This window comes from Pseudomonadales bacterium, from assembly GCA_041395945.1.
Classification (GTDB): Bacteria; Pseudomonadota; Gammaproteobacteria; order Pseudomonadales; family Azotimanducaceae; genus SZUA-309.
In genome coordinates, this window is the sequence record JAWKZN010000001.1 from 1,988,681 (window position 1) to 2,012,446 (window position 23,766).

Annotated in this window: 17 protein-coding genes; 7 read left to right on the forward strand and 10 right to left on the reverse strand. The window is 62.4% G+C overall.

Going from position 1 to position 23,766, the window contains the following annotated elements; genetic code table 11:
* From R3E82_09305 to R3E82_09320, 4 genes are read right to left on the reverse strand one after another with little or no spacing between them, the layout of a single operon-like run.
* Complete coding sequence (locus R3E82_09305; GenBank protein ID MEZ5551071.1) at positions 1 to 1,257, reverse strand: anion permease; 1,257 nt, start codon at positions 1,255 to 1,257, stop codon at positions 1 to 3.
* A complete protein-coding gene (locus R3E82_09310; protein MEZ5551072.1) occupies positions 1,254 to 1,937 on the reverse strand; it encodes a TIGR00153 family protein in 684 nt (227 codons plus the stop codon). The genes R3E82_09305 and R3E82_09310 overlap by 4 nt, the downstream gene beginning before the upstream one ends.
* The gene (locus tag R3E82_09315) at positions 1,934 to 2,398 is read right to left on the reverse strand and encodes a GFA family protein (GenBank protein MEZ5551073.1); all 465 of its coding nucleotides are present in this window, start codon (positions 2,396 to 2,398) and stop codon (positions 1,934 to 1,936) included. The genes R3E82_09310 and R3E82_09315 overlap by 4 nt, the downstream gene beginning before the upstream one ends.
* 44 nt (positions 2,399 to 2,442) lie before the next feature.
* Positions 2,443 to 3,414, reverse strand: a complete 972-nt coding sequence (locus R3E82_09320; GenBank protein MEZ5551074.1) for a D-glycerate dehydrogenase — start codon at positions 3,412 to 3,414, stop codon at positions 2,443 to 2,445.
* Positions 3,415 to 3,582: 168 nt separating this feature from the next.
* On the opposite strand from R3E82_09320, the gene R3E82_09325 reads away from it, so the two are divergent.
* From R3E82_09325 to R3E82_09345, 5 genes are all read left to right on the forward strand, one after another.
* Entirely contained in the window at positions 3,583 to 5,241 is a 1,659-nt protein-coding gene (locus R3E82_09325; GenBank protein MEZ5551075.1) for a thiamine pyrophosphate-binding protein, read from the forward strand.
* Between the two features lie 248 nt (positions 5,242 to 5,489).
* Entirely contained in the window at positions 5,490 to 8,408 is a 2,919-nt protein-coding gene (locus R3E82_09330) for a TonB-dependent receptor (protein MEZ5551076.1), read from the forward strand.
* A 196-nt stretch (positions 8,409 to 8,604) separates the two neighbouring features.
* Entirely contained in the window at positions 8,605 to 9,285 is a 681-nt protein-coding gene (locus tag R3E82_09335; GenBank protein ID MEZ5551077.1) for a CerR family C-terminal domain-containing protein, read from the forward strand.
* Positions 9,282 to 10,475 (forward strand): efflux RND transporter periplasmic adaptor subunit, encoded by a 1,194-nt coding sequence (locus R3E82_09340; GenBank protein MEZ5551078.1) that lies wholly within the window; start codon positions 9,282 to 9,284, stop codon positions 10,473 to 10,475. Before R3E82_09335 ends, R3E82_09340 begins: the two co-directional genes overlap by 4 nt.
* Positions 10,472 to 13,579 carry an efflux RND transporter permease subunit gene (locus R3E82_09345; GenBank protein MEZ5551079.1) on the forward strand — a complete coding sequence of 1,036 codons (3,108 nt, stop codon included), beginning with the start codon at positions 10,472 to 10,474 and terminating at the stop codon, positions 13,577 to 13,579. The genes R3E82_09340 and R3E82_09345 overlap by 4 nt, the downstream gene beginning before the upstream one ends.
* 21 nt (positions 13,580 to 13,600) lie before the next feature.
* Here the strand turns inward: R3E82_09345 and R3E82_09350 are convergent, their stop codons facing one another.
* From R3E82_09350 to R3E82_09365, 4 genes are all read right to left on the reverse strand, one after another.
* Positions 13,601 to 14,527 (reverse strand): DMT family transporter, encoded by a 927-nt coding sequence (locus R3E82_09350; GenBank protein MEZ5551080.1) that lies wholly within the window; start codon positions 14,525 to 14,527, stop codon positions 13,601 to 13,603.
* A gap of 20 nt (positions 14,528 to 14,547) precedes the next feature.
* Positions 14,548 to 15,768 (reverse strand): phosphoribosyltransferase family protein, encoded by a 1,221-nt coding sequence (locus R3E82_09355; protein ID MEZ5551081.1) that lies wholly within the window; start codon positions 15,766 to 15,768, stop codon positions 14,548 to 14,550.
* 112 nt (positions 15,769 to 15,880) lie between these two features.
* Positions 15,881 to 16,528: a pyridoxamine 5'-phosphate oxidase gene (gene pdxH / locus R3E82_09360; GenBank protein MEZ5551082.1), complete on the reverse strand. Its 648-nt coding sequence runs from the start codon at positions 16,526 to 16,528 to the stop codon at positions 15,881 to 15,883.
* Positions 16,525 to 17,610, reverse strand: coding sequence for a hypothetical protein (locus R3E82_09365; GenBank protein ID MEZ5551083.1), 1,086 nt, complete (start codon positions 17,608 to 17,610; stop codon positions 16,525 to 16,527). The genes pdxH and R3E82_09365 overlap by 4 nt, the downstream gene beginning before the upstream one ends.
* Positions 17,611 to 17,704: 94 nt before the next feature.
* Here R3E82_09365 and R3E82_09370 point away from each other — a divergent pair, with 94 nt between their 5' ends.
* Positions 17,705 to 18,853, forward strand: coding sequence for a cytochrome c peroxidase (locus R3E82_09370; protein MEZ5551084.1), 1,149 nt, complete (start codon positions 17,705 to 17,707; stop codon positions 18,851 to 18,853).
* Positions 18,854 to 19,181: 328 nt separating this feature from the next.
* Here R3E82_09370 and R3E82_09375 read toward each other — a convergent pair whose 3' ends face one another.
* Entirely contained in the window at positions 19,182 to 20,441 is a 1,260-nt protein-coding gene (locus R3E82_09375; protein MEZ5551085.1) for an MFS transporter, read from the reverse strand.
* A 206-nt stretch (positions 20,442 to 20,647) separates the two neighbouring features.
* On the opposite strand from R3E82_09375, the gene R3E82_09380 reads away from it, so the two are divergent.
* On the forward strand, positions 20,648 to 22,342 hold the full coding sequence (locus R3E82_09380) for an amidohydrolase (protein ID MEZ5551086.1): 1,695 nt from the start codon (positions 20,648 to 20,650) through the stop codon (positions 22,340 to 22,342).
* A 51-nt stretch (positions 22,343 to 22,393) separates the two neighbouring features.
* Here R3E82_09380 and R3E82_09385 read toward each other — a convergent pair whose 3' ends face one another.
* Positions 22,394 to 23,668, reverse strand: coding sequence for a neutral/alkaline non-lysosomal ceramidase N-terminal domain-containing protein (locus R3E82_09385; protein ID MEZ5551087.1), 1,275 nt, complete (start codon positions 23,666 to 23,668; stop codon positions 22,394 to 22,396).
* Between the last annotated feature and the right edge of the window lie 98 nt (positions 23,669 to 23,766).

Below are 23,766 nucleotides of genomic sequence, written 5' to 3' on the forward strand. Positions count from 1 at the left end.
TCAGGTAAGAATGATTCGGAGCAGATAGTAGAAAAATACCGCGAGTGCGGCACCCGCGGGAAGGGTAATGATCCAGGACATGAGAATGGTACGGATCACACCGAGATTGAGTGCGCCGATGCCCCGGGCGAGACCGACACCGAGCACCGCGCCGACCAGCGTATGGGTTGTGGAGATCGGCAGTCCGGTACCACTGGCGAGTACCACCGTAGAGGCTGCAGCGAGGGTCGCGGCAAATCCCCGGCTGGGCGTGAGTTCGGTGATGTTGCTGCCTACCGTTGCAATCACCCGGTAGCCGAAGGTCGCCAGTCCCACCACGATACCCACCGCACCGAGCAGGAGCACGTAGAGCGGTACCGGCGATGACTGGGAGACCAGTCCTGTCTGCAGGATCGATACCACGGCGGCCACCGGGCCGATCGCGTTCGCCACATCGTTGGAGCCGTGGGCAAACGCCATGGCGCAGGAAGTGACGATCATGAGAATGCCGAAGACCTTTTCCACGTTGGTGAAATGGAAGGCTTCCACTTCCGTCGGACTTGCCGGCGGTATGCGACGGATCATCAGTACACCCAGCGCAGTAACCAGTGTGGCAAAGCACAGGGAATAAAGGAGCGCTTCGCTGCGGCTGATATCCAGCCCCACGTGGGACAGACCTTTGGTGAATGTGACCAGGCCGATCACCAGGGCAGTCAGGAAGATGTAATAAGGCACATAGCGTCGCGCCGCCTTCTCCGGATCGAGCTGATCGAAGATCAGCTTCTGCACGGTCATGATGATGACGAAGGAGGCCGCACCCGCCAGCACGGGTGAAACCACCCAGCTTGCAGCGATCGATCCGACCTTACCGAGATAGACGGCCTCCGGACCAACGGCCACCAGTGCGAAGCCGACGATGGCGCCGACGATGGAGTGGGTGGTTGAAACCGGCCAGCCGTAGCGGGATGCCACCGTCAACCAGACCGCTGCGGCCAGCAGCGATGCCAGCATGCCGAACAGCAGCACATCCGGATCGTTCAACAGGTCCGCATCGATGATGCCTTTACGGATCGTATCCGTGACCTCACCACCGGCGAGGAAGGCACCCAGAAACTCGAAGATCGCCGCGATCACAATCGCCTGCTTCACGGTGATCGCCTTGGAACCGACGGAGGTGGCCATCGCATTCGCCACATCGTTGGCGCCGATACCCCAGGCCATGTACAGGCCGAAAATCAGGGCGAGGGACAGCAGTACGAAATTCGGGTCCAGGCTCATTTGGCGAGCATCATCTGAATTCTGTGGGCGACCCGTTCGGAGATGTCCGCAAAATCCGCGAGCAGCTCGAAGAGCCTGTACAGAAACATCACTCCCACGGGTGGCAGATCGTTTTCGATGGCAAACAGGGCCCGGCGCAGCTGGGCCTGCAGTTTGTCGCTGTCCCGCTCCCGGGCTTCCACCGCCTCGATCATGGCGATCACCTGGGAGGCCTCCCGTCCGCTGAAACCGGAGACCAGCAATTCATCGAGTTCTTTCACCACAGCACCGGCCAGACGCGCAGTGTCCACACAGACATCCGCGTATTCCGAAGCCTGGACCTGAATCGACGGCGGAAACTGCAGTTGACGACCCGTAACCAGCCCGGCGATGTCTTCGGCCCGGTTCGCCAGTTTGTCCTGGCGGGTCAGCAGGTCGAGCAGGTCGGCGCGGGCCACGGGGAGCAGGAAACCTCTGGGCAGTTGCGAGCGGATGCCGCTCTTCACGTCATCGGCCCTTGCTTCGATGAGGGATATTTCATCCCGGAGCCGTTCCACCTCTGTCCAGTTCCCCCCCTCCGCCTGCCGCAGCAGTTCGAGGGTCATCTCCGCCGCCTCGATGCAGAGGCTCATGTGGACCTGCACTGCCTGAAAAGGCGACTTGCCGAAGATATTCGAGAGATATCCGCCAACCGTACTCAATTCACTTCCTCCTTTGTTGACCGTCCGCTGCCCGGTGGATTGCGGCTGAAGCGCAGAGTAAACCAGCTGCGCCGATGCCAGGGCTGGGCTTCGGACATCCAGATGTGCATCCGCGGGCGGAAGCTCGCCGGCTCGTCCAGGGTGCCGACTTTCACCGAGCAGCTTTCGGTCTGGGCATCGTTCCAGGCCAGGACATGGGTACCACAGGTGCCGCAGAAGGCGCGGGTGACATGGTTGCCCGCTTCCGAGAGCACAGTGAATTCCTTGGGAATCCCCCTGGTGATCCTGAATTCCTCTTTGCGCACCACAACCACATAGGCGGGCGCGCCACCTGCCGCATACTGGCAGCTGCGGCAATGGCAGGCCAGCTGCGCCACCTTCGGCTCATAGAACCCGTAGCGGATCTCTCCGCACGCACAGCCACCTGTGCGCTTCACCTTGTCGTTTTTCAGTTCAGCCATTGCCGCGTCCTTGTGTGACTTGCCTTTCCTTCGAAACCACTCACTTACACCGGATTGGGGAGCGGCTGACCGTCGAAGCAGGCCCGAAGATTGTTCAGCGCGCACATACCCATGGCGATGCGGGTCTCCCGACTGCCGCTGCCGAGATGCGGCAGCAGCACCACATTCTCCAGATCGAGGAGCTGCGCGTTCACCTCGGGCTCCCGTTCGTACACGTCCAGTCCCGCTCCCCCAATCTGCCCCCGGGCGAGTGCGGCTGCCAGAGCGCTCTCATCAACGATATCGCCCCGCGCAGTGTTCACGAGTATGCCGTGTGCCGGCATTCGTGCGAGCCTTTGTGCATCAATCAGATGCCGGGTTTCGGGTGTCGCCGGACAGTGCAGCGACACAAAATCCGACCGGTTCAGCAGCTCATCGAGGGTGCAGTCTTCCGCGTCGAGGGGATTGAGAACCTCAGGGCGGATGGCCGAGCGCCCGCTGAGCAGGATCTTCATGCCGAAACCGAACCGGGCCCGCTGCGCAAGCGCCAGACCAATGCGACCCGCCCCCACGATTCCCAGTGTCTTACCGCTGACCCGGGTACCCAGCAGGTGGGTGGGCCGCCAGCCCTGCCAGCGGCCGGCCCGCAGTTCCCGCTCGCCTTCCCCCGTGCGCCGTGCCGTCATGAGCAGCAGGGTCATGGCGAGATCGGCGGTGCAGTCGGTCAGCACTCCCGGTGTGTTGCTCACCCGGATACCATGCCGGGCGGCGGCATCCCGATCGATGTGATTGAACCCCACCCCGAAATTAGCGATAAGGCGCACCTTAGGCACCAGACCTTCGAAGCAGGCGGCATCCAATCGATCAGTGACCGTGACACAGAGCGCGTCCGCAGCAGCCAATGCCTCACGCAGTTGTGCCTTCGTGAAGGGTTCGTCGGTTTCGTTCAGCCGGGTGTCGAAGCTTTCGCACAGGCGGGCTTCCACCGGCGCCGGCCAGCGCCGGGTCACGACCACAAGAGGTCGATCAGCAGACATGGAAAAGCCGCGCGCCCGCGCGAGAATCACGCACTGTCATGAGTGTCCAGAAACGCCCCAAAGCCGGGCGAGTATAGCCGGAAGCACCCCTGGATTGGATTCCAACCTATGATCCCAACTCCGGGACACCTACAATCCCCGGACAGACGATCATAGTGGGTGGGTACCATGCGTGGCGGACAGGTTTTCATGGAATCACTGCTCCTGCATGGAGTGGACTGTATTTTCGGCAATCCGGGGACCACCGAGAACCCACTGCTCGACCGGCTCATCGACTATCCGCAACTGCCCTACTATGTCGCTCTGCACGAAGGGGTCGCCGTCTGCGCTGCGAGCTTCTACGCCCAGGCTTCCGGGCGGACGGCGGTCGTGAATCTGCATGTGGCACCCGGGCTCGGCAACGGCATCGGCATGATGTATGGCGCTCTGAAGGCCTGTTCGCCGATGATCGTCACCGCCGGCCAGCAGGACACCCGCATGCGTCTGGACAATCCGCTGCTGTCCCACGATCTGGTTGCGATGGCCGCACCGGTAACCAAGTTCAGCGCCGAACCGCGCAGCGCAGATGAAATGGGCCCACTGCTGCGTCGCGCCTTCAAGATCGCCAACGAACCCCCCTGTGGACCGGTTTTCATCGCACTGCCGGTGGATGTGATGGAGCAGGAGACCCGGATCAGCGCCAGTATTGCGGGCGAACTGCACGCACCAGGCGCAAGCCAGGAGGCGATAAATGCGGCGCTTGCGCTGCTGCTGAAAGCGAAATCTCCCTGCCTGGTGGTAGGTGATGACGCCTCCCGCTGCGGTGCCCTCGACGAACTGGTCCGGCTGGCGGAGCTCTGTGGTGCCAGAGTTCACCACGAGGGACTGCGTGCACAGGTCTGTTTCCCCAGCCGCCATCCCAACTATCGGGGTCGCACCCCCTTCGAAGCCGCGGCGGTGCAGAAACTGTTGAGCCCCAACGATCTGATCGTGCTCATCGGCGGGCCGTTCTTCGAAGACGTCTGGCACGACCCGACACCCCACATCCCCAACGGGGCAAAGGTCCTGCACCTGGAGAACAATCGGAGTCGACTCGCCCACAGCCTGCCGGTGGACCTCGGCATCGTGGGAGACTTGAAGAGCACGCTTGGCGCATTGACCAGCGCACTCGGCAACGCGGAGAGCAGTTACCAGAAGGCCGCTCAGTCCCGTAATCAGAGTCTGCTGGCAGAGCACGGCGAGATCACTGCCCGGGCCACCGCCGCTCTGGAGAAACTGTGGGACACCCGACCCATGGCACCGATGCGCGCCGTTCACGAGATCGCCCGTGCGCTGCCGGATAACGCCATTCTGGTCGACGAATCCATCACTGCGTCCCTGGATGTCGCGCACCAGTTCAACGAACGCCGTGCCGGGGACTATTTCGGCGGTCGGGGGGGCGGTATCGGCCAGGGGCTGGCAGGCGCCATCGGTGTACAGGTGGCGCAACCCGAACGCCGGGTTGTCGCCATCTCAGGAGACGGTTCGGCCATGTACAGCATCCAGGCACTCTGGTCCGCCGCCCACCATCAGCTGCCGATCCTGTTTATCATCCTCTCCAATCGGGAATACCGGGTACTCAAACACAACCTGGACATCTACCGCTCGCGCTTCGATATCCGCTCCAACAAGCCTTACCCGCACATGGACCTCACCAATCCGACCCTGGGCTTCCCGCAACTCGCCCAGGGCATGGGGGTCGATGGTGAAACAATTGAAGACCCCGAGGACATCGGCCCGGCAATGACACGTGCCCTGGCCACCAACGCCCCTTATCTGCTCGAGATTGTCGTATCGGGCAAACAGTGAGTCAGTTCGACCGGGTATCGGACCTGCCCGACGCCTTCGAACGTTATCGCGGCGGCCGCGGTGCCCTGGGCGAAGGAAGCCGAACTGCAGCAGTTTCAGCGTGAGATTTCGCCCTGGGAGCGCGAGCATCTGCTGTTGAACGTGTGATTCCCCCGAAGGCGCGGTGTCCTTCTTCACCCCCTGACTTTTCCCGATTCCCCAGGAAGGAGTAGCATCGCCCTGTGTACAGGTTTGTGGGAGATGCCATCGTGCCAGACCCGGACCCTGTAAGACGCCTGGAGCCCGCACCCGGATCCCGTAGCCGTGTACGAAATTCGGCGATACTCGCGATCGCGGCGGCGTGGACTGCGAGCACCCCACCCCAGGCTGCTGCCGAGGCGGCGCGTCAGATCGAGGAGATCCTGGTAACTGCCGAGCGACGGGCCTCCACCGTCAGCGACACCTCGATTTCGATCACTGCGTTTACCGGAGAAATCCTGGAAGAATTCGGCATCCGCAACCAGGAAGACCTGCAGAACTATATTCCCGCCGCCGTGATCGAGCCGTACGATGTGGCCATCCGTGGTGTCGGCCGCAATTTCCGCTCTCTGGGGGGCGACCCGGGTGTCGCAACCTATCTCAACGGCGTGTACTCGGAAGACTTCGGCATCGCCTCCACCGAGGGTGGTCTCTACGACATCGATCGCATCGAGGTGCTGCGCGGACCTCAGGGCACCCTCTACGGCCGCAATGCGATCGGCGGTGCCATCAATTTCATCAACCGGCTGCCAACCGACGAATTCGAGGGCGAAGCACGCGCCATTGTCGGCAGTTACGACCTCCAGGAATATTATGGAATGCTGTCCGGACCGATCATCCGCGACTGGCTGCAGGCCCGGGTGACTGGTGTCAAACGGACGCGCGATGGCTACATAGATGATCTCGGCCCCGCGCCGGACGCAGGCAACTATGGCGACGAAAACTACGCGCTGGGCCTGCGGCTGACACCAACCGACACCATCGAGATCAATACCCGGGTCAACGAACGCAGCTACGCGCGTCGAATGGCTGGCGCAGACGCCGGCGGGATCGTCGTCTTTGGAGAGAACAACACCGGCACCCGGGACACCAGCACATTCGTCCGCGGCTATCGCGCCGTAAACCCCTCGATCACCTGTCCGAGCCAGCTGGTGCGCACGGCAACCGTCGACAGTCCGGGCATCAAACGGGGTGTGGGTTGCACGATCGCCGGCATGCCAACCTTTACCTTCCGCAATCCGGTAACCGGAGCGGATGTGCTCGCGCAACGCAAAGTACCCGGCGTGGATCGTTCGGACGAGGGCTTCAACAGCGTGTATGGGCTGGATTCCGCGCAGCTCCCCGTTCTCGGCTTCGATAACATCAACGGTGACGACCTCGAGACCTCCACCAACGGTCATCAGGACGAGTACTTCGATCATCAGGCCGTTTCGCTCGACGCCGCCTGGAATCCGACCGATAGAGTCGGCTTCAAGTACATCTTCGGCTACACGGACTACTTCTACGATCGCACCACCGACACGGACCTCAGCAACAACACCCTGTTCGATACCCAGTTCTACGTGAGCCAGGAGGCGGAGTACACGTCTCACGAACTGCAGCTGTTTCTGGATCCGACGGACGCACTGTCGATCACCTCGGGACTCTTCTACTACGATGCCAAACTGACCCAGCGCGGCGACAACTACGACTCCACCTGCGATCCAGGCACCGCCTGTGGTTCGACCTACGCGAACGATTTTCCGATTCCCTATGGTGCGATCGACCCGGCGCTCGCCTTCATCGACTTCACACCGCAGCTCGATCTCCTCTCAGCGAGAGTTGCGGGGACCGCGGAAAAGAACGGCACGCCGCTGCCCTTTTACTGTGGTCCACTCAATGGCATTCCCGTCTACTGTTTCGGCAAGTGGGTGGGGGATACCGGTAACAGCGTGCCGCATGGTCCCCAAACGGTGGGCTCAAGCCAGGAATACCAGACGCGCACTGAACGGGAGGCGTACGCCGCCTACACCCAGGCCACCTACACATTCAGCGAAGCCTGGGCGCTCACTCTGGGCGTGCGCTGGGCCCGGGATGAGCTCGACGGCTACGAATCCATCTACTACTACACGACCGATGACGTCCTGCCCCTCGGGTTCGATCCGTCCGGCGGCCTGTCAACGCTCATGTTCATTAATCAGGCACTCGGCTTCCTAGGCCCGAATGGCGAGATTCTCGATCCGCAGCGACTCCTCAACGCAGGACTGCCGACTGCCACGTCGATCTGGCGCGAACTCGATCGTCAGGATACGGAGATCACCTGGCGCGCCAATCTGGACTGGACGCCAACGGACGATGATCTGATCTATCTGTCTGCTACCAAAGGCTATCGCGGAGGGGGCTTCAACTTCGGATTTTTCAGCTCCAACCCTGAGTATGAACCCGAGACACTCATCTCCTACGAGCTGGGCTACAAAGGCACCCTGCTCGACGGCACCCTGCAGATCAATTCCGCCCTCTACTACTACGACTACAACGACATCCACACCTTCGGCCAGGGACCCTCGGTGATCGATCCGGACGAGACCTCGACCAGCGTCTGGGCCGTCCCCGATGCAAAGATCTGGGGCACCGACACCGAGATCGTCTGGCTGCCCACCGGCAGGATCACCCTCGGCCTGAACTTCAGCTACACCCATACCGAGTATGCGAGTGACTTCGTCCTCATTGACGGCTTTGGTGAGGAATCACCGGGATCGCTGTTCGTCGCGATCGGTCAGCCGATCAACATCAAGGGCAATCGGATGCCCCGCATTCCCGAATGGAAGGGCGGTGTCTGGGGTCAGTACGAGTGGCCGCTGGGCGACCTCGGCCAGCTCGTGTTCTTCTCCGGCTGGAACTGGATCGACAAGGTGTATTTTTCGCCGTTTGAGAACGAGGACGACGCCACGGGTTCATACGCCCGTCTCGATGCGCGCGCAACCTGGCTCTCCGTCGACAAGGCGTGGAACCTGACTGTCTTCGCAAACAACGTCTTCGACGAAATCGGGATACGCCAGATCGACCGCGGCGGAGAAGGAAGCAACTATCTGCGCTCGGGCGCTACAACGGATCCCAGGCTGATCGGCCTGGAGGTCCGCTACAAGTTCGGTGGGGCCCGCAGCCGCTGAGAAACCGGTTGCGTCTTTGTCGCACCTTTCAGCCAACGACCCCAGGGCCTCTCCGCGCCTGGCACCTCCCGGCTGCGAAATCCGCATCCGTCGCCCTCCTCCCGAACGTGCGATCTGTCTCAGAATTGATTCAAGCAATTGCTTAATTCAAGCGTTTGATTTAATTTAGCGCCCCCTCAGACATCGGGCAGAACCGGTGAAAAATCCCGCGCAATCCCGGGCAAACCCGGACCCCGGCGAGACCCCGGCGGCCCGGGAGCGTCTTCTCAGCGCCGCCCTCGAGGTCTTCGCCGCCAAGGGATACGGCCAGGCATCGACCCGGGAGATCTGCGCGCTGGCCGAAGTGAACGTCGCCTCGATTCACTATTACTTCGGCGACAAGGCCTCTCTCTATCGGGAAGTCTTCCGGATCCCGGAGCGTCTCATCGAGTTGCCGGCCGCCCTCGACGATCCATCGACCGATCTGGAAACGGGACTGCGCGCCTGGTACCGCCATGTGATGGGTTTTGTGCTGGCACCGGACAAGGGCAGCCACATGCGCCTGCTGTTTCTGCGCGAGCAGGTGCAGCCTTCAGGCATTCTCGAGTCGAACCAGACCGGTCTGCTGCGCCCCTACCACGATCCGCTGCTGCGTTTTCTCATGCCGAGAATCGGCATCGAAAAGCCGGACAGCCGTGCCCATCAGATCGTCTTCAGCCTGCTGGGTATCGCCATGGTGCTGCTGGTCGAGCGATCCGCCGTCCGTGCCCTCGCACCGGGTCTGATCGACAGCGAAGCTCAGGTGGCAGACACCGTAGAACAGCTGGTGATTTCCGCAACAGCCCTCGTCGAGGCCGAGCGCCGCCATCGTCGTCTTACGCAACCGGAGTCGCTATGAGCGTCCTTCAGTCCCGTCGCATTCGCTGGGTCATCGCAGCGCTGGGCTGTGCCATCGCCATCGGCGTGATCGGAATTTCCGCACTGCGTCCGGACGGCGGTCCCGAAGGGACAGCCGCGCAACGCACCGGAAGTCAGAACACGGCCGCGCGTCCTGCCACTGCGCACGCCGCCCTCACAGTATCGACCGTGCGCCCGGTTGCCATACTCTGGCCGGAGACGGTCGTCGCCAACGGCGCGATCGCCGCCTGGCAGGAGGCTGTCGTCGCTGCGGAGGTTGCAGGATTGCGGCTTGTGGAACTGCTTGTGGACGTGGGCGACCGGGTCACTGCCGGCCAGCTCCTGGCCCGTTTCGATCCCGCGCCCATGCTTGCCGCCTTTGCACAGCAGAAGGCATCCCTGGCGGAGGCCAATGCACGGCTTGCTGAAGCCGAGGCCAACAGCAATCGCGCCCGGCAGCTGCACGCTACCCAGATGATCAGCGAGCAGGACCTGATCAGCGCCACCACCCGGACCGACGCCGCCCAGGCTCAGGTCGAACTGGCCCGAGCCAGGCTCACTACTGCGCAGCTGAACCTCGACAACACGCGTGTGCTGGCACCCGACGATGGTGTGATCAGCGCCCGCTCGGCCATGCTGGGAGCGGTAGCCGCACCCGGCATGGAGCTGTTCAGACTGGTCAGACAGAAGCGGCTCGAGTGGCGCGCGGAACTCACCGGTGCGGATATCGCCGGTATCGAGGTCGGCGATCGTGCGGAGATCACGCTGCCGGACGACAGTACGGTCCACGGCATGGTGCGCCAGGTCGCCCCGACACTGGATAGCGGAACGCGAACAGGCATCGTCTACGTGAGTCTGGACGCTCAGGCGGCATCGAGCGAAGCCAGGCCCGGCATGTTCGTGACCGGCAGAATTCTGCAACGGGACAAAGCTGGAATCTCCCTGCCCTCCAGCGCCCTGGTACTACGCGACGGTTACTCGTTTGTGTTCGTGGTCGATGCCGAGGAAGGCAGAGCCATGCAGAAAAAGGTGGTGATCGGCCGCAGGGCGCAGGATGTGGTGGAAGTCCTGAGCGGCGTATCCCTCGATGACGCCGTGATCGCCAGCGGTGGCGCCTTCCTCAACGATGGCGACATCGTCCGGGTGGTCGCGGCGCAGGAAGCCCATCGCGGCGAGCAGGCTTCGCTATGAATTTCGCTACCTGGGCCATCCGCGAGCCGATTCCGCCGATCGTGCTGTTCCTGCTGCTGACCATGGCAGGCGCCTTCGGCTTCAGCCGCCTTAACATCCAGGACATGCCGGACATGGAGTTTCCCGCAGTGATTGTTACTGCGGTGATGCAGGGAGCGTCTCCGTCCCAGCTCGAAACCGAAGTCACCCGCAAGATCGAAAACGCCATCGGCAGCATCGAAGGGATCGAGGCCATCCAGTCCACGGTCACCGAAGGTGCGTCGACCACCATGATCCAGTTCGTGCTGGAACACGACCTGTTCGAAGCACTCAACGATGTCCGCGCCGCGGTAGGCAATCTTCGCTCAGACCTGCCCCGCGAGCTCGAAGAACCCATTGTCAGCAAGGTCAATACCGCGGGCATGCCGATCCTGACCTACACGGTTGCATCCGACTCCATGGACGAAGAAGCCCTGTCCTGGTTCGTCGACAACATCGTGGCACGCAGACTCACAGCGATTCCCGGCCTGGGCGCGGTGAACCGCCTGGGCGGCGTGAGCCGGGAGATCCGGGTGGAGCTGAACCCGACCCAGCTATCGGCGCTGCGCATCACCGCCGCCGATGTCTCCCGACAACTGCGCCGTGCTCAACAGCAGCTCTCCGGTGGACGCGGCGAAATCGGGGAATCCCGCCAGTCGCTGCGCACCATCGCCACGGTTGACGACGCCGAACAGCTCGCCGCTTTCGATATCGCACTTCCAGGCGGTGCGCATTTCCGGCTCGATCAGATCGCCACCATTAAGGATACGGTCGCCGAACGCGCCCAGGTTGCACTGCTGAACGGTAAATCTGTGGTGGCCTTCCAGATTCAACGCTCGCGGGATTCCAACGCGGTGGCGGTGGCCGCCGAGGTGGACAAAGCTATCGCGGAGCTCGCCGGGATTCACTCGACCGTTGAGTTCGAACTCGTCCTCGACTTCGTCGAACGCATTCAGCACGAATTCGAGTCATCCATGAAGATGCTCTTCGAAGGTGCATTGTTTGCGATGGTCGTCGTGTTTCTGTTCCTGCGTGACTGGCGGGCTACACTTATTTCCGCCGCAGCCCTGCCTCTTTCCATCATTCCGACCTTCGCCATCATCTACTGGATGGGCTTTTCGCTGAATGTCATCACCATGCTGGCCATGTCCCTGGTGATCGGTCTGCTGGTGGATGACACCATCGTCGAAGTCGAAAACATCGTCCGGCATCTGCGTCATGGGAAGACGCCGTTGCAGGCGGCAATGGACGCGGCCACCGAAATCGGACTGGCGGTGGTGGCCACCACCATGACCCTGGTGGCGGTATTTCTGCCCACCGCCTTCATGGGCGGCATCCCGGGCCTGATCTTCAAACAGTTCGGCTGGACGGCGGTGATCGCCGTGCTGCTCTCTCTGGTAGTAGCGCGCCTGATCACGCCCATGCTCTGCGCGCGGATCCTGAAGCCGCACAAGGGCGCACCGGAAGATGGCCGCATGCTGCGTCTGTACCTGCGCATCGCGGCCGCCGCACTGCGTCATCCATTCCTCACCTCCTCCGCCGCCGCAGTGTTTTTCGTCGTCTCGATCCTCGGTCTCGGCTCGTTGCCCCAGGACTTCGTGCCACCGTCGGATGCCTCGCGAACGTCCGTCTCGATCGAACTGGCACCGGGGACACCGATAGAAACCACTCTGGCGCGTGCCGAAGAGGTGCGCCGCCTGATCGCCGACATCCCGGAAATCACCCAGGTCTTCACCACCATCGGCGCCGGTGGCGGGATGGGTATGTCAAGCCGCGGGGGCGGAGAACGTGGCGGCGGCGACATCCGCAAGGCGAGCCTGTCGGTGCAGCTCTCCCCGACCGCAGAGCGTTCACGCTCTCAGCTGGAAATCGAAAACGAAATCCGGCAGCGCCTGACGACACTGCCCGGGGCGCGCTTCAAAGTCGGCTACGGCATGTCGGGCGAAAAGCTGGAACTCAACCTCACCTCGGAAGATCCTCTCGCGCTGGAACGCACCGCGCAGAATGTGATCCGGGAACTGCGCACGGTGCCCGGCCTCGGCAACATCACCTCCAGCGCGAGCCTGCTGCGGCCCGAGATCCTCATCAAACCCGACTTCTCCAGAGCGGCCGAACTCGGCGTCAACGCGGCAGCCATCGGTGAAACTGTGCAGGTAGCCACCGCCGGTGACTACGAATCCGCGCTGGCCAAACTCAATCTGCCCGAGCGTCAGGTGGACATCCGCGTGCAGCTGCCCTACGCGTCGCGACGGGATCTCGAGACCATCAAACAGCTGCGGGTTCCCGGTGCCCGTGGCCTGGTGCCCCTGTCTGCCGTCGCCGACGTCAGCATTGGCAGTGGACCTGCCCAGGTGTCGCGCTACGACCGCTCCCGCAACATTCAGATCGACGCCGAACTCGCCGGCATCTCCCTGGGGGAAGCCGCCCAGCGGGTGGACGCTCTGCCGGCGCTGAACAACCTCCCACCAGGGGTTACCAAACTGGACGTGGGTGATGCGGAACGGATGAAGGAGATGTTCGCCAGTTTCGGCATTGCCATGCTCACCGGCATCGTCTGTGTGTTCATGGTGCTGGTGCTGCTGTTCAAGGATTTCATGCAGCCCCTCACCATCCTGGCCGCGCTGCCTCTGTCCGTGGGTGGGGCCGTGCTGGCCCTGCTGCTCACCAATACCTCCTTCTCCATGCCGGCTACGATCGGTCTGCTGATGCTGATGGGTATCACCACCAAGAACTCAATTCTGCTGGTGGACTATGCGGTAGTCGGCATGCGCGATCGGGGGATGAACGAGACTGACGCCCTGCTCGACGCCTGTCGCAAACGGGCACGGCCTATCGTGATGACCACCCTGGCCATGGCTGCGGGCATGTTCCCGGTGGCCCTGGGGCTGGACGCGGATACCAGTTTCCGCGCGCCGATGGGCATCGTGGTGATCGGCGGGCTGATCACCTCGACCATCCTCAGCCTGATCGTGGTCCCCGTGGTCTTCCACTACGTACTGCGCGCCGGGCGCCTGCTGCGGAAGCTGTTCGGGATGGCGGGCGATCCGTTTACGGCCCGGAAGCTCGCCGAATCTGTCGGCAGCTGACGCCACCGGCAGGTGTTCCGGTCAGCGCCGGTTCACCAGCACAATCCCCGCACCGACGAGGCCCAGCGCGATCACAAACAGCGGCGATATTGGATCATCAAAGATTGCCCAGCCGAACAGCACGCCGAACACCGGGGCGAGCAGACTGAAGGCGGCCATGTGGGAAACGGGATATACGGACAGTACCCAGAACCAGACCAGAAAACCGACACAGACAATCATCAGTACCTGAAAGGCAAATACCCCGGCAAGGAAGGGTGTTATCTCCCGCACCAGATCTCCGAACAGGGGTGCCAGCGCCAGCAATACCACGGACGACACTGCCAGCTGATAGAGCAGGTTCATCTCGGGTGAACAGTTCGACAGACGGGTGGTGCGGGTCAGCAGCACGATACCCGCCCAGAACATGCCGGCGCACAGCGCCAGCAGATCGCCGATCCAGGACGACGCACCAGCTGCAATACGCCCGCCGTCGCCCTGCAGCGCCAGTGCCACACCGAACACCGCAAGCAGCAGACCAGCACTGCGCAGCCAGGTCAGGCGCTCACCGGGGATCAGGAAGTGGGCACTCAGCGCAACCCAGAAGGGCATGGTGTAGAAGAACAGCGACACCCGGGCGACCGTGGTGTAGTCGAGCGCCAGAAACAGCAGACAGAACTCACCGGAAAACAGCAGGCCGTTGAGGATGCCGGGACCCAGGCTGCCATCCCGCAGCGACAGACGCCGTCGCGCCAGCAGAGCAAAGGCGAGAACGGGGAAAAACGCACAGGCCGAGCGCAGCCCGGATTGAAATACCGGCGCCAGACCCGCGTTGACCAGCTTCACCAGTGCCTGGTTGAGCCCCAGCAGCACATTGAAGGAGATGAGGGTAGTCGCAGCGAGCGCATCGATCCGGTCCCTGCGCAATGCCGGGGTGCTGTCGAGCTCAGGCTTCCCAGAGGACTGCACCCGGGACTGACAGCAGGCTGTCAGCCCGCGCGCTCCTCCCGCAGACTCTGGAGCTGATCATTGGACCAGATTTTGCGCAGAAAGCGGGGATTCTTGGAGGACATGTCGATCTGATAGAGGCTGCCGCCGGTGCGGCCCGGCAGACCCAGGATGCGGCACAGTTCCCGGGCGAGCCAGTTTTCGATCTTCAGGACCACCATCTTCTTGCGCAGGCGTCCCTGTTCATCCCGGTTCAGCACCGCGGGCAGCGTGTTCAGGGTGAGGATTTCATCCAGGGCAGTGTCCGCCATCTTCTGCCTGCCTTCGTCACTGGCATAGAAATGAGTAACCGCAAACACGAGCCGGCCCGGTTGAATCTTCTTCAGAAACTGACAGGACTTCACGACCGTGGAGCCGGTGCGCACCATGTCGTCGAGCAGCACCACGTCATGGCCGTGGATTTCCTCAAACTTGGATTCGCTCTCCTTGTGCAGCGTGATCTCCACGTCCCGCTCACCGCTGCGCTCTTTGTCCAGCAGAATGAACTTGGCCTTGGGCAGGCCGAGCTGATTATAGAGTTCCTTCACGAAGTCCCTGGCGCCTTTATCGGGTGCACACAGGGCGAGTCCTTCACCCTGAGCGCCGTGGCGCACGATGTCCGAATTGCGCAGATAGTCCACATAGATTTCGTAAGGCATCAGATTGTGGAAGCCGCCTTCGAAGATCTGCCGGAACATGGTCTGCACGGCATAAGAGTGATTGTGCACCGTCAGTACCCGGTCCACGCCGGCAAGTTTCAGCAGTTGCGCGTACAGCTTGGCGGTGAAGGGCTGTCCATCGAACTTCTTCAGGTCCGCGTTATCGCGTTCGAACAGGGTTTCACCCAGATCGGGACGGGCACCGCGATCCTGAGCGCTGTAGTAGAGGTCGGGCTCCACCAGCACAACTTCCGTGGCCCCGTTTTCCTTGGCGGAGCGTGCAATGAGCAGGGTGCGCATCGCCAGCGTCTGGCGGCTCACCTGGCGGCTGGAGGTGCTGACAATCACCACCACCTTGCCATCGAGCTTGCGGCCGATGCGGGAAAAATCCAGCTCATCAGAAATGAAGCGTGGACAGAATTCCGAGTTGGCGAAGGTCTTCATGCTGATCACATCCGCGATGTCTTCGGTCTGGCCGACCGCATAGGCAACGTCGATCGCGAAAGGATCATCCGAGGAATTGCCGACCACGACCACATCGGAAGATTTGATTGGAAGACTCATCAGTGACCCGAACCCCAGGATTCAACGGCGCGCGAAGGACAATGACGCCCGCGCCCTGGGGAGTCAACATCGCGCATTGAGGAATCCGCGAATTGTCTCGAAACTCCTGAAGTCAGGGCTGCAGACGGGCGATGCGCCAGCCTGCCGCAGCGCGCTGATACAGGAACCGGTCGTGCAGCCGGCCCTCCCTGCCCTGCCAGAATTCAATGCGTTCCGGGCGCAGCTGAAAGCCTCCCCAGGACGCCGGGCGGGGAACCTGACCGTCCGGATACTGGCGTTTGAGACTCGCAACAGCCGCCTCCAGTGTCTGACGATCCGCCACCGGGGCAGACTGGTGGGAGGCTGCCGCGGAATAGCGGCTGTCGAGGGGGCGTGAGTCGAAGTATGCCTGGGAGTCCGCTGCACTGACTTTGGCAACGAAGCCCGTGATGCGCACCTGGCGGTCGAAATCGCGCCAGTAGAAAACCGCACTCGCGGTGGGGTTGGCGGCCAGCTCCCGGCCCTTCTGACTGCGGTAATCGGTGTACCAGCAGAACCCTTCGGGAGAATAGTGTTTCAGCAGCACAATGCGCACCGAAGGGACTCCGGCGCCATCCACGGTCGCCAGTGCCATCGCCGTGGCGTCCTTGGTACCACTGCTCACCGCTTCGTCAAACCAGCGGGTGAACTGGACGAAGGGATCATCGGGCAGCCTGTCACGCTGCAGCTCATGTGCACGGTAGTCGCGACGGTGGTCGCGGCTGTCGCCTGCCCCGGTCAATCCGACGGGTTACCGTCAGCCTGCTGGCTGAGCGCCTCTTCCTCGAGTATCCGCGCACCTCGCAGGATGCCCCCCAGGGCATAGTTGCCTTCGTGGCAGGCATATTCGAAGACCATATCCTCGGAGGCCGGCCAGGGGTACTCGCCGCTCCAGGGTTCCACCCAGGTCGGATCATCGACCGTGAAGGAATAAAGCAGCGATCCGTCGTTCTGGCGCTTGAACCGCTCGACGACGTGCAGATCGCCGGTCGCCATGAAGAGTCCAGGCTCCTCGCGGAAATTGGTGGTATCCACTACCAGCGTATCGCCTTCCCAATGACCGACCGAATCTCCCAGCCATTTTCTGACATCCGCAGGAGCGTGCTCGCCGCCGATACGGATCACCCGGGCATCGTGGTTCATCTCATTGAGGATCATCACGTAATCGTCGGTCTGCACGATGCGTTTCAGATTGTTGTACATCACCGGCAGAGCGGGCGGGCCGGCGGTGGAGCCAAAACCGAGAATGCAGCGTTCCGCGAGTGGTCGCAGTTCCGGATCGTCAAAGGGTCCCTGCTCCATGTCGATCCACCAGGCGGTGCCGGTGTTTTCCCTGAACTCGCCGCGCTGTTTCATCATCCGCGCCTTCCCTGCGGCGCTCATCGCAGGCAGCTTGCCGTTGTCCGGGCTGGTGATGATCGAGGTACGGTACAGCCCATCGACCTTGAAGTTGCTTTCACCGATGTCGACATAGAAGGCGTTGTAGCCCCCGACACCACCCGCCGCTCCCTCGAATTCGGGCACGTAAATTTCCGCACCGCCCACCGGTGGTGCGCCGCGATCCGGATCACTGAGTTCGTTGTCCTTGGCGAGGTTGCCGGCCCAGTAGGCGGCGATGGCGGCGGCTTCCTCCTCGGTCAGCGTCGCCTTGCCCGCGAAGCGATCCGGACGCTGCAGCGGTGTGAGGGTGGCAATGTTGTAGGTACCGCTCAGATCTCGAGCTGTCGTGCGGTCCTTGGCAACAGCCGCTGCAGATACTGCGAGCAGCGCGAACAGCAGAAGCGTGAAAGTAAAGCAGCTCGACAGGGTGGATCGTGGGGACATGGGAACTCCGCAGGTCTCAAAGTGACTTCCGGAGCATAAGTCCGGGACCGGTTGAAGTCGAGTTTGCGAACCGCAACTGCACTACCATGCGCCGATGCAGGCCCGAAATCTGCCACACATAGCCACCCTTCTGCTGTCCCTGAGTCTGGCGCCACCGGCTTTACCACAGTCGCCCCTGACTATGGACAGCGTAGAGGACTTCGGGCGCGCGCTGTTCTTCGATACCGATCTGTCCCTGCAGCGTACCCAGTCCTGCGCAACCTGCCACGATCCGGATCTCGCCTTTGTGGATCCACGACGGGATATCGCGTCCGGCGCGGTATCGCTGGGTGCAGACGGACGTTCCGCAGGACGCCGCAACACACCCACCCTCACTTACGCGGCGCTGACCCCGCCCTTCCACTACGACAGCACAGGCTTCCCGGTGGGTGGCTTCTTTCTCGACGGCCGGGCAGCCACCCTGGATGAACAGTTAAGCGGCCCGCTGCTGAGTAAGATCGAAATGGCACAGCCGGACATGAACGCCGTGGTGATCCGGGTGCTGGAGAAGGCCGGTTACCGTGAGGCACTCGCGCGCCTGTTCGGTGCTGCCCTGCTGGATCGGCCGGCACAGGTTGCGAAGGCACTGGTCGCCGCACTGACAACCTTCGAACGCTCCTCCGCGTTCAGCACCTTTGACTCAAAATACGATCGCTACCTGAAAGGCGAAGCCGTCCTCAGCCGAGATGAGGGTCTGGGTCGGGAGCTGTTTTTCTCGAATCTCACAAACTGTGCGAGCTGTCATCTGAGCAGCCCGCAGCAGATCTCCCGGAGGGAGACCTTCACCAGCTATCGATACCACAACATCGGTGTGCCGACGAATGCCGCCATTCCAGACCCGGACGGCAGCGTGGTGCCCGACATCGGGCTGCAGGCAAACCCCGCGATTGATGACGCCGCACAGGCCGGACGCTTCCGGGTCCCCACACTGCGCAACGTGGCAGTGACCGGACCCTACATGCACAACGGCGTATTTACCGATCTGCACACCGCAGTCTTCTTCTACGGCAAATACACTCTCAACAACGCGGTGAGTCACACCAATCCGGAAACCGGACTGCCCTGGGGAAGTGCCGAAATCCCGGAAACAGTGGATATGAACCTGCTCCGACAGGGTCAGCCCATTGACCATCATCGGGCGCAACTGCTGGTTGCCTTTCTGCGCACGCTGACTGATGCGCGTTTTGAGCATCTGCTGCGTTAGCCCACATTCGTCACCGATTCACACGTTCCGCCTGACCAGGAATTTCGGAAGAAGGTTGATCCGTGCGTGGGTGAGGACCTGCAACTCCGGGCCTCGCTCGGCAGCTCCGCTGTGCCCTCGCGCAGCGGATTGACTCGCGGCTTTGCGCGAGGCAGGTCCGTCAACAGAGGGCAGCCTGGAGGGCCCGAGCGTAGGTCCGTAACACCCCCTCTCCTCCCCAGCCACGCAACAGGCTCCGACAACAGGCCACACCGACCACCAGCCAAGCGAAATCAACAGCAGGTGCAATCAGCCGCGAAACGTGAACTCATACCGTGACGCATGCGCGTCAGGAATTCTCCGTTCGATCCTGCCCGGCAGACGGCTCCGCCTCGACATACTCGTCAGACAACTCGGCGACCACCTGGGTGGTTCGCGGCAATACCCGGATGGGGTGGTCGGTGTGATGCGGGCGCTCGACCACTGCGAGCCGATAGAAGGTGAACGCCGCCGCGATAAACAGACCAACAAACGCATAGCCGAAAAAGCTCGCAGGTCCGAAGGTGTCCATCAGTGCGGCGACCGCCATCGGACCGACGATCGAACCCAGGCTGTTCATCACCAGGATACCGCTGGCCACTTCCACCATCGGGATGCTGGTGTTTTCGCTGGCATGGCCAATGCAAAGTGCATATACGGGCATGGTGGCCGCGCCAATCATGAACATGACAGCGTACAGCAGCAGCGCGCTGTCTCCGGCAAAGAACCAGCCCACCACACAGATCGCCGCACCGAATGCCAGCACGGCACCGATCACCGCGCGGCGATCGTAGCGATCCGAGAGACGCCCGATTGGCAGCTGCGAAAAAGCGCCCCCGAGAATGCCTGCACTCATCATGATGCCGACACCTGCGGCATCGAGACCGTAGGCGCGTCCGACCAGCGGGCCGACAGTCCAGAACGCACCCGTCACCAGCGCGCTGAGAAAGGACACCACAACCGCGACCCGGGAAGCTTTCAACAGCACTCTTGGCGAAAAGCGGGCTGAGGGCAGCGGGCGTGGCGCCGCCATCCGCGCAATGCCGATAGGCACGATGGCCAGGCACAGCAGCATGGCGCCAATCAGGAACAGCTCCAGTCCTTCGGGAGATAGAAAACCGAGAAATGACTGACCGACACTCATGGCGAGCAGACAGATCATGGTGTAGATCGCCAGCACCGTGCCGCGCTGTTTTGCCGGCGCCACTTCAGAAAGCCAGCTCTCGATCACCATGTACAGACCCGAGAGCGCGAAACCCGTAACAAAACGGAACACAGCCCAGGCGGGCACCTCCACTATCAGCGCACAGAGCAGCAGCGCGATGGTGGCCAGTGCCCCCATGACCATGAAGGTGCGTATATGGCCCACCCGGGCAACAATCGAAGGCACCAGCACGCAGCCGATGACGAAGCCGAGGAAATACAGCGACCCGGTCACACCCACCGCATAGGTCGACCAGCCCACCGCCTGGGCGTGCATCGGCAGCAGCGTGAGCTGCAGGCCGTGGCCCATCAGCAGGATGGCTACCGCGATCAGCAGCATGCTGACCCGGGAGAGTGTCGCAACCATGATCGCGGGTTCGTCCGGAGTGTGGCGCCCATCCTCCACAAACACCGACGGGAAGCAACCTGGATTTCCGGCTGTGCCATCACAGGCAGGCAAACACCCGGCTGCGGGCATCCCGGCGCGAACCCCGGGCAGCCGTTCGCTATAGTGTCGGTTCCGGAATTGCTTCGATTCCTGCAATCACTTTCACTGCTGCAACGGAAAATCTCATGCTCACCCCGCTTCGTACCTGCGCCTTACTGATGCTGCTGTCAGCCTGCACGCCCGAACTGCCACCTGCCCGGGATGCTGCCGACGCGGCCGCGGTCGGCGTCCCGGTGGCGGATCTGATCATCCGCGACGCCAGGATCTGGACCGGAGATCCCGCCGAACCCTGGGCAGACATCCTGGCCGTTCGCGGGGACAGAATTCTCGCCGTGGGGGCCGCCGCCGCGGATCCCGCACTCACCGGACCGCAGACAGAAATCATCGAAGCGGATCGGGGCATGGTGGTGCCAGGTTTCATTGACACCCATGTGCACTTCCTCACCGGCGGCTTCGCGCTGTCCTCCGTGCAGTTGCGGGATGCGGCCACACCCGAAGTCTTCACCAGCCGCATCGGTGCCTATGCTGCAACCCTGGCTCCCGGGGAATGGATCCAGAATGGTGACTGGGACCACGAGAACTGGGGTGGCCGGCTGCCGACCCGGGACTGGATCGATGGGGTGACCGGGGACAATCCGGTCATGATCAACCGGCTCGATGGTCACATGGTGCTGGCCAACAGCCTTGCCCTGAAACTTGCCGGGATCAACGCAGACACCGCGGATGTTGCCGGCGGTGAGATCGTGCGGGATGCGGACGGGATTCCCACCGGCGTGCTGAAAGACAATGCCATGGGTCTGGTGGAGAAAGTGGTGCCGGCACCGACCGAGGCTCAGCTCGACCGGGCTTTGGCCAGCGCCAGCGCCCATGTGGCGGCACAGGGCGTCACCACCGTGCACGATATGGCCGACGCCCGGAGTCTTGCCACCTACCGGCGCAGCCGGCAGACGGGCGGACTCGGCACTCGAATCTATTCTGTGCGGCCCCTGAGCGAGTGGCCGTCCCTGGTGGACGATATCGCCACCAACGGCCGGGGCGACAACTGGCTGCAGACAGGCGGGCTGAAAGGTTTCATGGATGGTTCGCTCGGCTCACACACCGCCGCCTTCTTCGAGCCATTCACCGACGCACCGGGTGACCGCGGCTTCTTCATCAACGAACCCGCGGACATGGCAGCCTGGATACGCGACGCGGACCGGGCGGGCCTGCATGTCATGGTACATGCCATTGGCGATCGGGCGATCTCGACCCTGCTCGACATCTATGCAGACACCATCACCAGCAACGGACCCCGGGATCGACGCTTCCGCATCGAACACGCCCAGCATATCCACCCGGACGACATCTCCCGTTTTGCCGAACTCGACGTGATTGCCAGCATGCAGCCCTACCACGCCATCGACGACGGCCGCTGGGCGGATCGGGTGATCGGTGCAGAGCGTGCGCGCACTACTTACGCCTTCCGCTCCCTGCTCGAAGGCGGCGCGCGCGTTGCCTTCGGCAGTGACTGGTTTGTCGCACCCCCTGTACCCCTGCTCGGCATCTATGCGGCAGTGACCCGCCGTACCCTGGATGAGGCCAATCCGGATGGCTGGGTTCCTGAGCAGAGAATCAGTGTGGAGCAGGCCCTGGCCGCCTATACCCGGGATGCCGCCTATGCGTCTTTCGACGAGGGCAACCGGGGCATGCTGAAGGCCGGCATGCTCGCCGATCTGGTATGGCTCGATCGGGATCTCACCCGGATACCGCCTGCGGAAATACGCGATACGAAGGTGCTGAGGACGGTGATCGGCGGGGTAACGGTCTTCGCAGCGCCCTAGCAGCCTGTTGAAAAAGCCTCATTTGCTCAGCGCGTGCGCATGTGGCTTTCGTTACGGAATAAGCGATTCCAGCGCGTGCATGAGGATGGGTCCGGTCCGGGGTCCCACCGACACGGAAGTCAGGTATTCGCCATTGGGAAAGGCTTCCGGTGATTCAAAATATTCCGGCTTGAGAATGTAGCCCAGGGCGTCGAGTCCCAGACCCAGCACGAAACTGTGCCGGGCATCCCGCATCAGCGCGCGACTCGCGAGACTATAGGCGGGTGAGGTCTCACCGGGATGGGTCACGAACTGGGTATCACCGATGGCGAACCAGGCGGCCTCGGTCACGAAGTGACCGTCGTCGAGTGTCCGTTCCAGCACGCCGAGCCACAGCATCAGCCGGAAGCCGAAGTTGTCGAGGGGGAAGCGCACCTGTGTACTTCTGAAGGCCAGGGGGCTGCTGAGCTGATTGCTGCCAGCGGCGAGCAGCCCCCGGGCCAGACCCGCGAGCATGGCGCCGTACGCGTCCGCCAGCGCCAGTGTGCGATCCCCCTGCTGCGGCTGTACCCAGCCGCCAATGGCGCCCTGCAGAAACAGATTCACTCCACCGAGACTCAAGGACATATCCCGATAAAAACCGGCAACGTAATCAGCGGACACCAGATGATTGTCCGGACCGAGCACGGTGGGATGGCAGGCGAAGTTGGTCAGGGTGGCGATACTCGTGCCCGTTCCGGGGCCGTCCGCGCGCAGGAACTGCATCACCGAGAGGCGGTCATCGAGCAGGCCGGGTTCGCTGACATTTTCCACCCAGTCGAGCTTGAGTGGCGCCGACCCCACCCGCACGAGCGCGGGTTCGAGGGCTTCAGCTGCCTGAAGCACCTGTGCTGCCGCTACCTCGATAAGCCGCTCGAGATAGGCTGTGTCCCGACCGCTGGAAAACAGATGCGCACCCCAGAGTCCCGCCACATCGGGGCCCGCGTGGGTATGGGTGGAGGTCACCAGGATGCGCTCCGCGGTCAGCGGCAGCCTGCTGCCCCGGGCCGCAAGTCCGGCCATCGCCTTTGCACGGATGGCGCGGACATCGTCGTGCAGCAGCCCGATACAGTCGATCACGACAATGGCGAGCGCCATCTGCCCGTCGGAAACCACCACCGCCTGGGCAAAGAGATCGTCGGCCACCCCTTCCGAACGGCGATCCCGATCGTAACCGGCGAGAAAGGTCCCGTTCGGCGGCGACACGGATGCCGAGGCAGCGCCGACCTCCAGACCCCCTGCCGCAGCGGGCCCCGTGAGAGCCCAGACCAGGAAACTCACGAGCAGTCTGCTGGAAACGTCAATCATCTTACCACTACCTCTCTGATGGCCCGGACATGCGGGACTCGCCAACAATTCTCGTTTGGAATGTATTAGTGTCCACCCATTCCATAATTGTTCGTATA

Bases quoted from the DNA above. Each gene is read 5' to 3' on its own strand.
- R3E82_09305 (MEZ5551071.1), bottom strand. From the start codon at position 1,257: ATGAGCCTGGACCCGAATTTCGTACTGCTGTCCCTCGCCCTGATTTTC.
- R3E82_09315 (MEZ5551073.1), bottom strand. From the start codon at position 2,398: ATGGCTGAACTGAAAAACGACAAGGTGAAGCGCACAGGTGGCTGTGCG.
- R3E82_09320 (MEZ5551074.1), bottom strand. From the start codon at position 3,414: ATGTCTGCTGATCGACCTCTTGTGGTCGTGACCCGGCGCTGGCCGGCG.
- R3E82_09325 (MEZ5551075.1), top strand. From the start codon at position 3,583: ATGCGTGGCGGACAGGTTTTCATGGAATCACTGCTCCTGCATGGAGTG.
- R3E82_09340 (MEZ5551078.1), top strand. From the start codon at position 9,282: ATGAGCGTCCTTCAGTCCCGTCGCATTCGCTGGGTCATCGCAGCGCTG.
- R3E82_09345 (MEZ5551079.1), top strand. From the start codon at position 10,472: ATGAATTTCGCTACCTGGGCCATCCGCGAGCCGATTCCGCCGATCGTG.
- R3E82_09355 (MEZ5551081.1), bottom strand. From the start codon at position 15,768: ATGAGTCTTCCAATCAAATCTTCCGATGTGGTCGTGGTCGGCAATTCC.
- R3E82_09365 (MEZ5551083.1), bottom strand. From the start codon at position 17,610: ATGTCCCCACGATCCACCCTGTCGAGCTGCTTTACTTTCACGCTTCTG.
- R3E82_09370 (MEZ5551084.1), top strand. From the start codon at position 17,705: ATGCAGGCCCGAAATCTGCCACACATAGCCACCCTTCTGCTGTCCCTG.
- R3E82_09375 (MEZ5551085.1), bottom strand. From the start codon at position 20,441: ATGGTTGCGACACTCTCCCGGGTCAGCATGCTGCTGATCGCGGTAGCC.
- R3E82_09380 (MEZ5551086.1), top strand. From the start codon at position 20,648: ATGCTCACCCCGCTTCGTACCTGCGCCTTACTGATGCTGCTGTCAGCC.
- R3E82_09385 (MEZ5551087.1), bottom strand. From the start codon at position 23,668: ATGATTGACGTTTCCAGCAGACTGCTCGTGAGTTTCCTGGTCTGGGCT.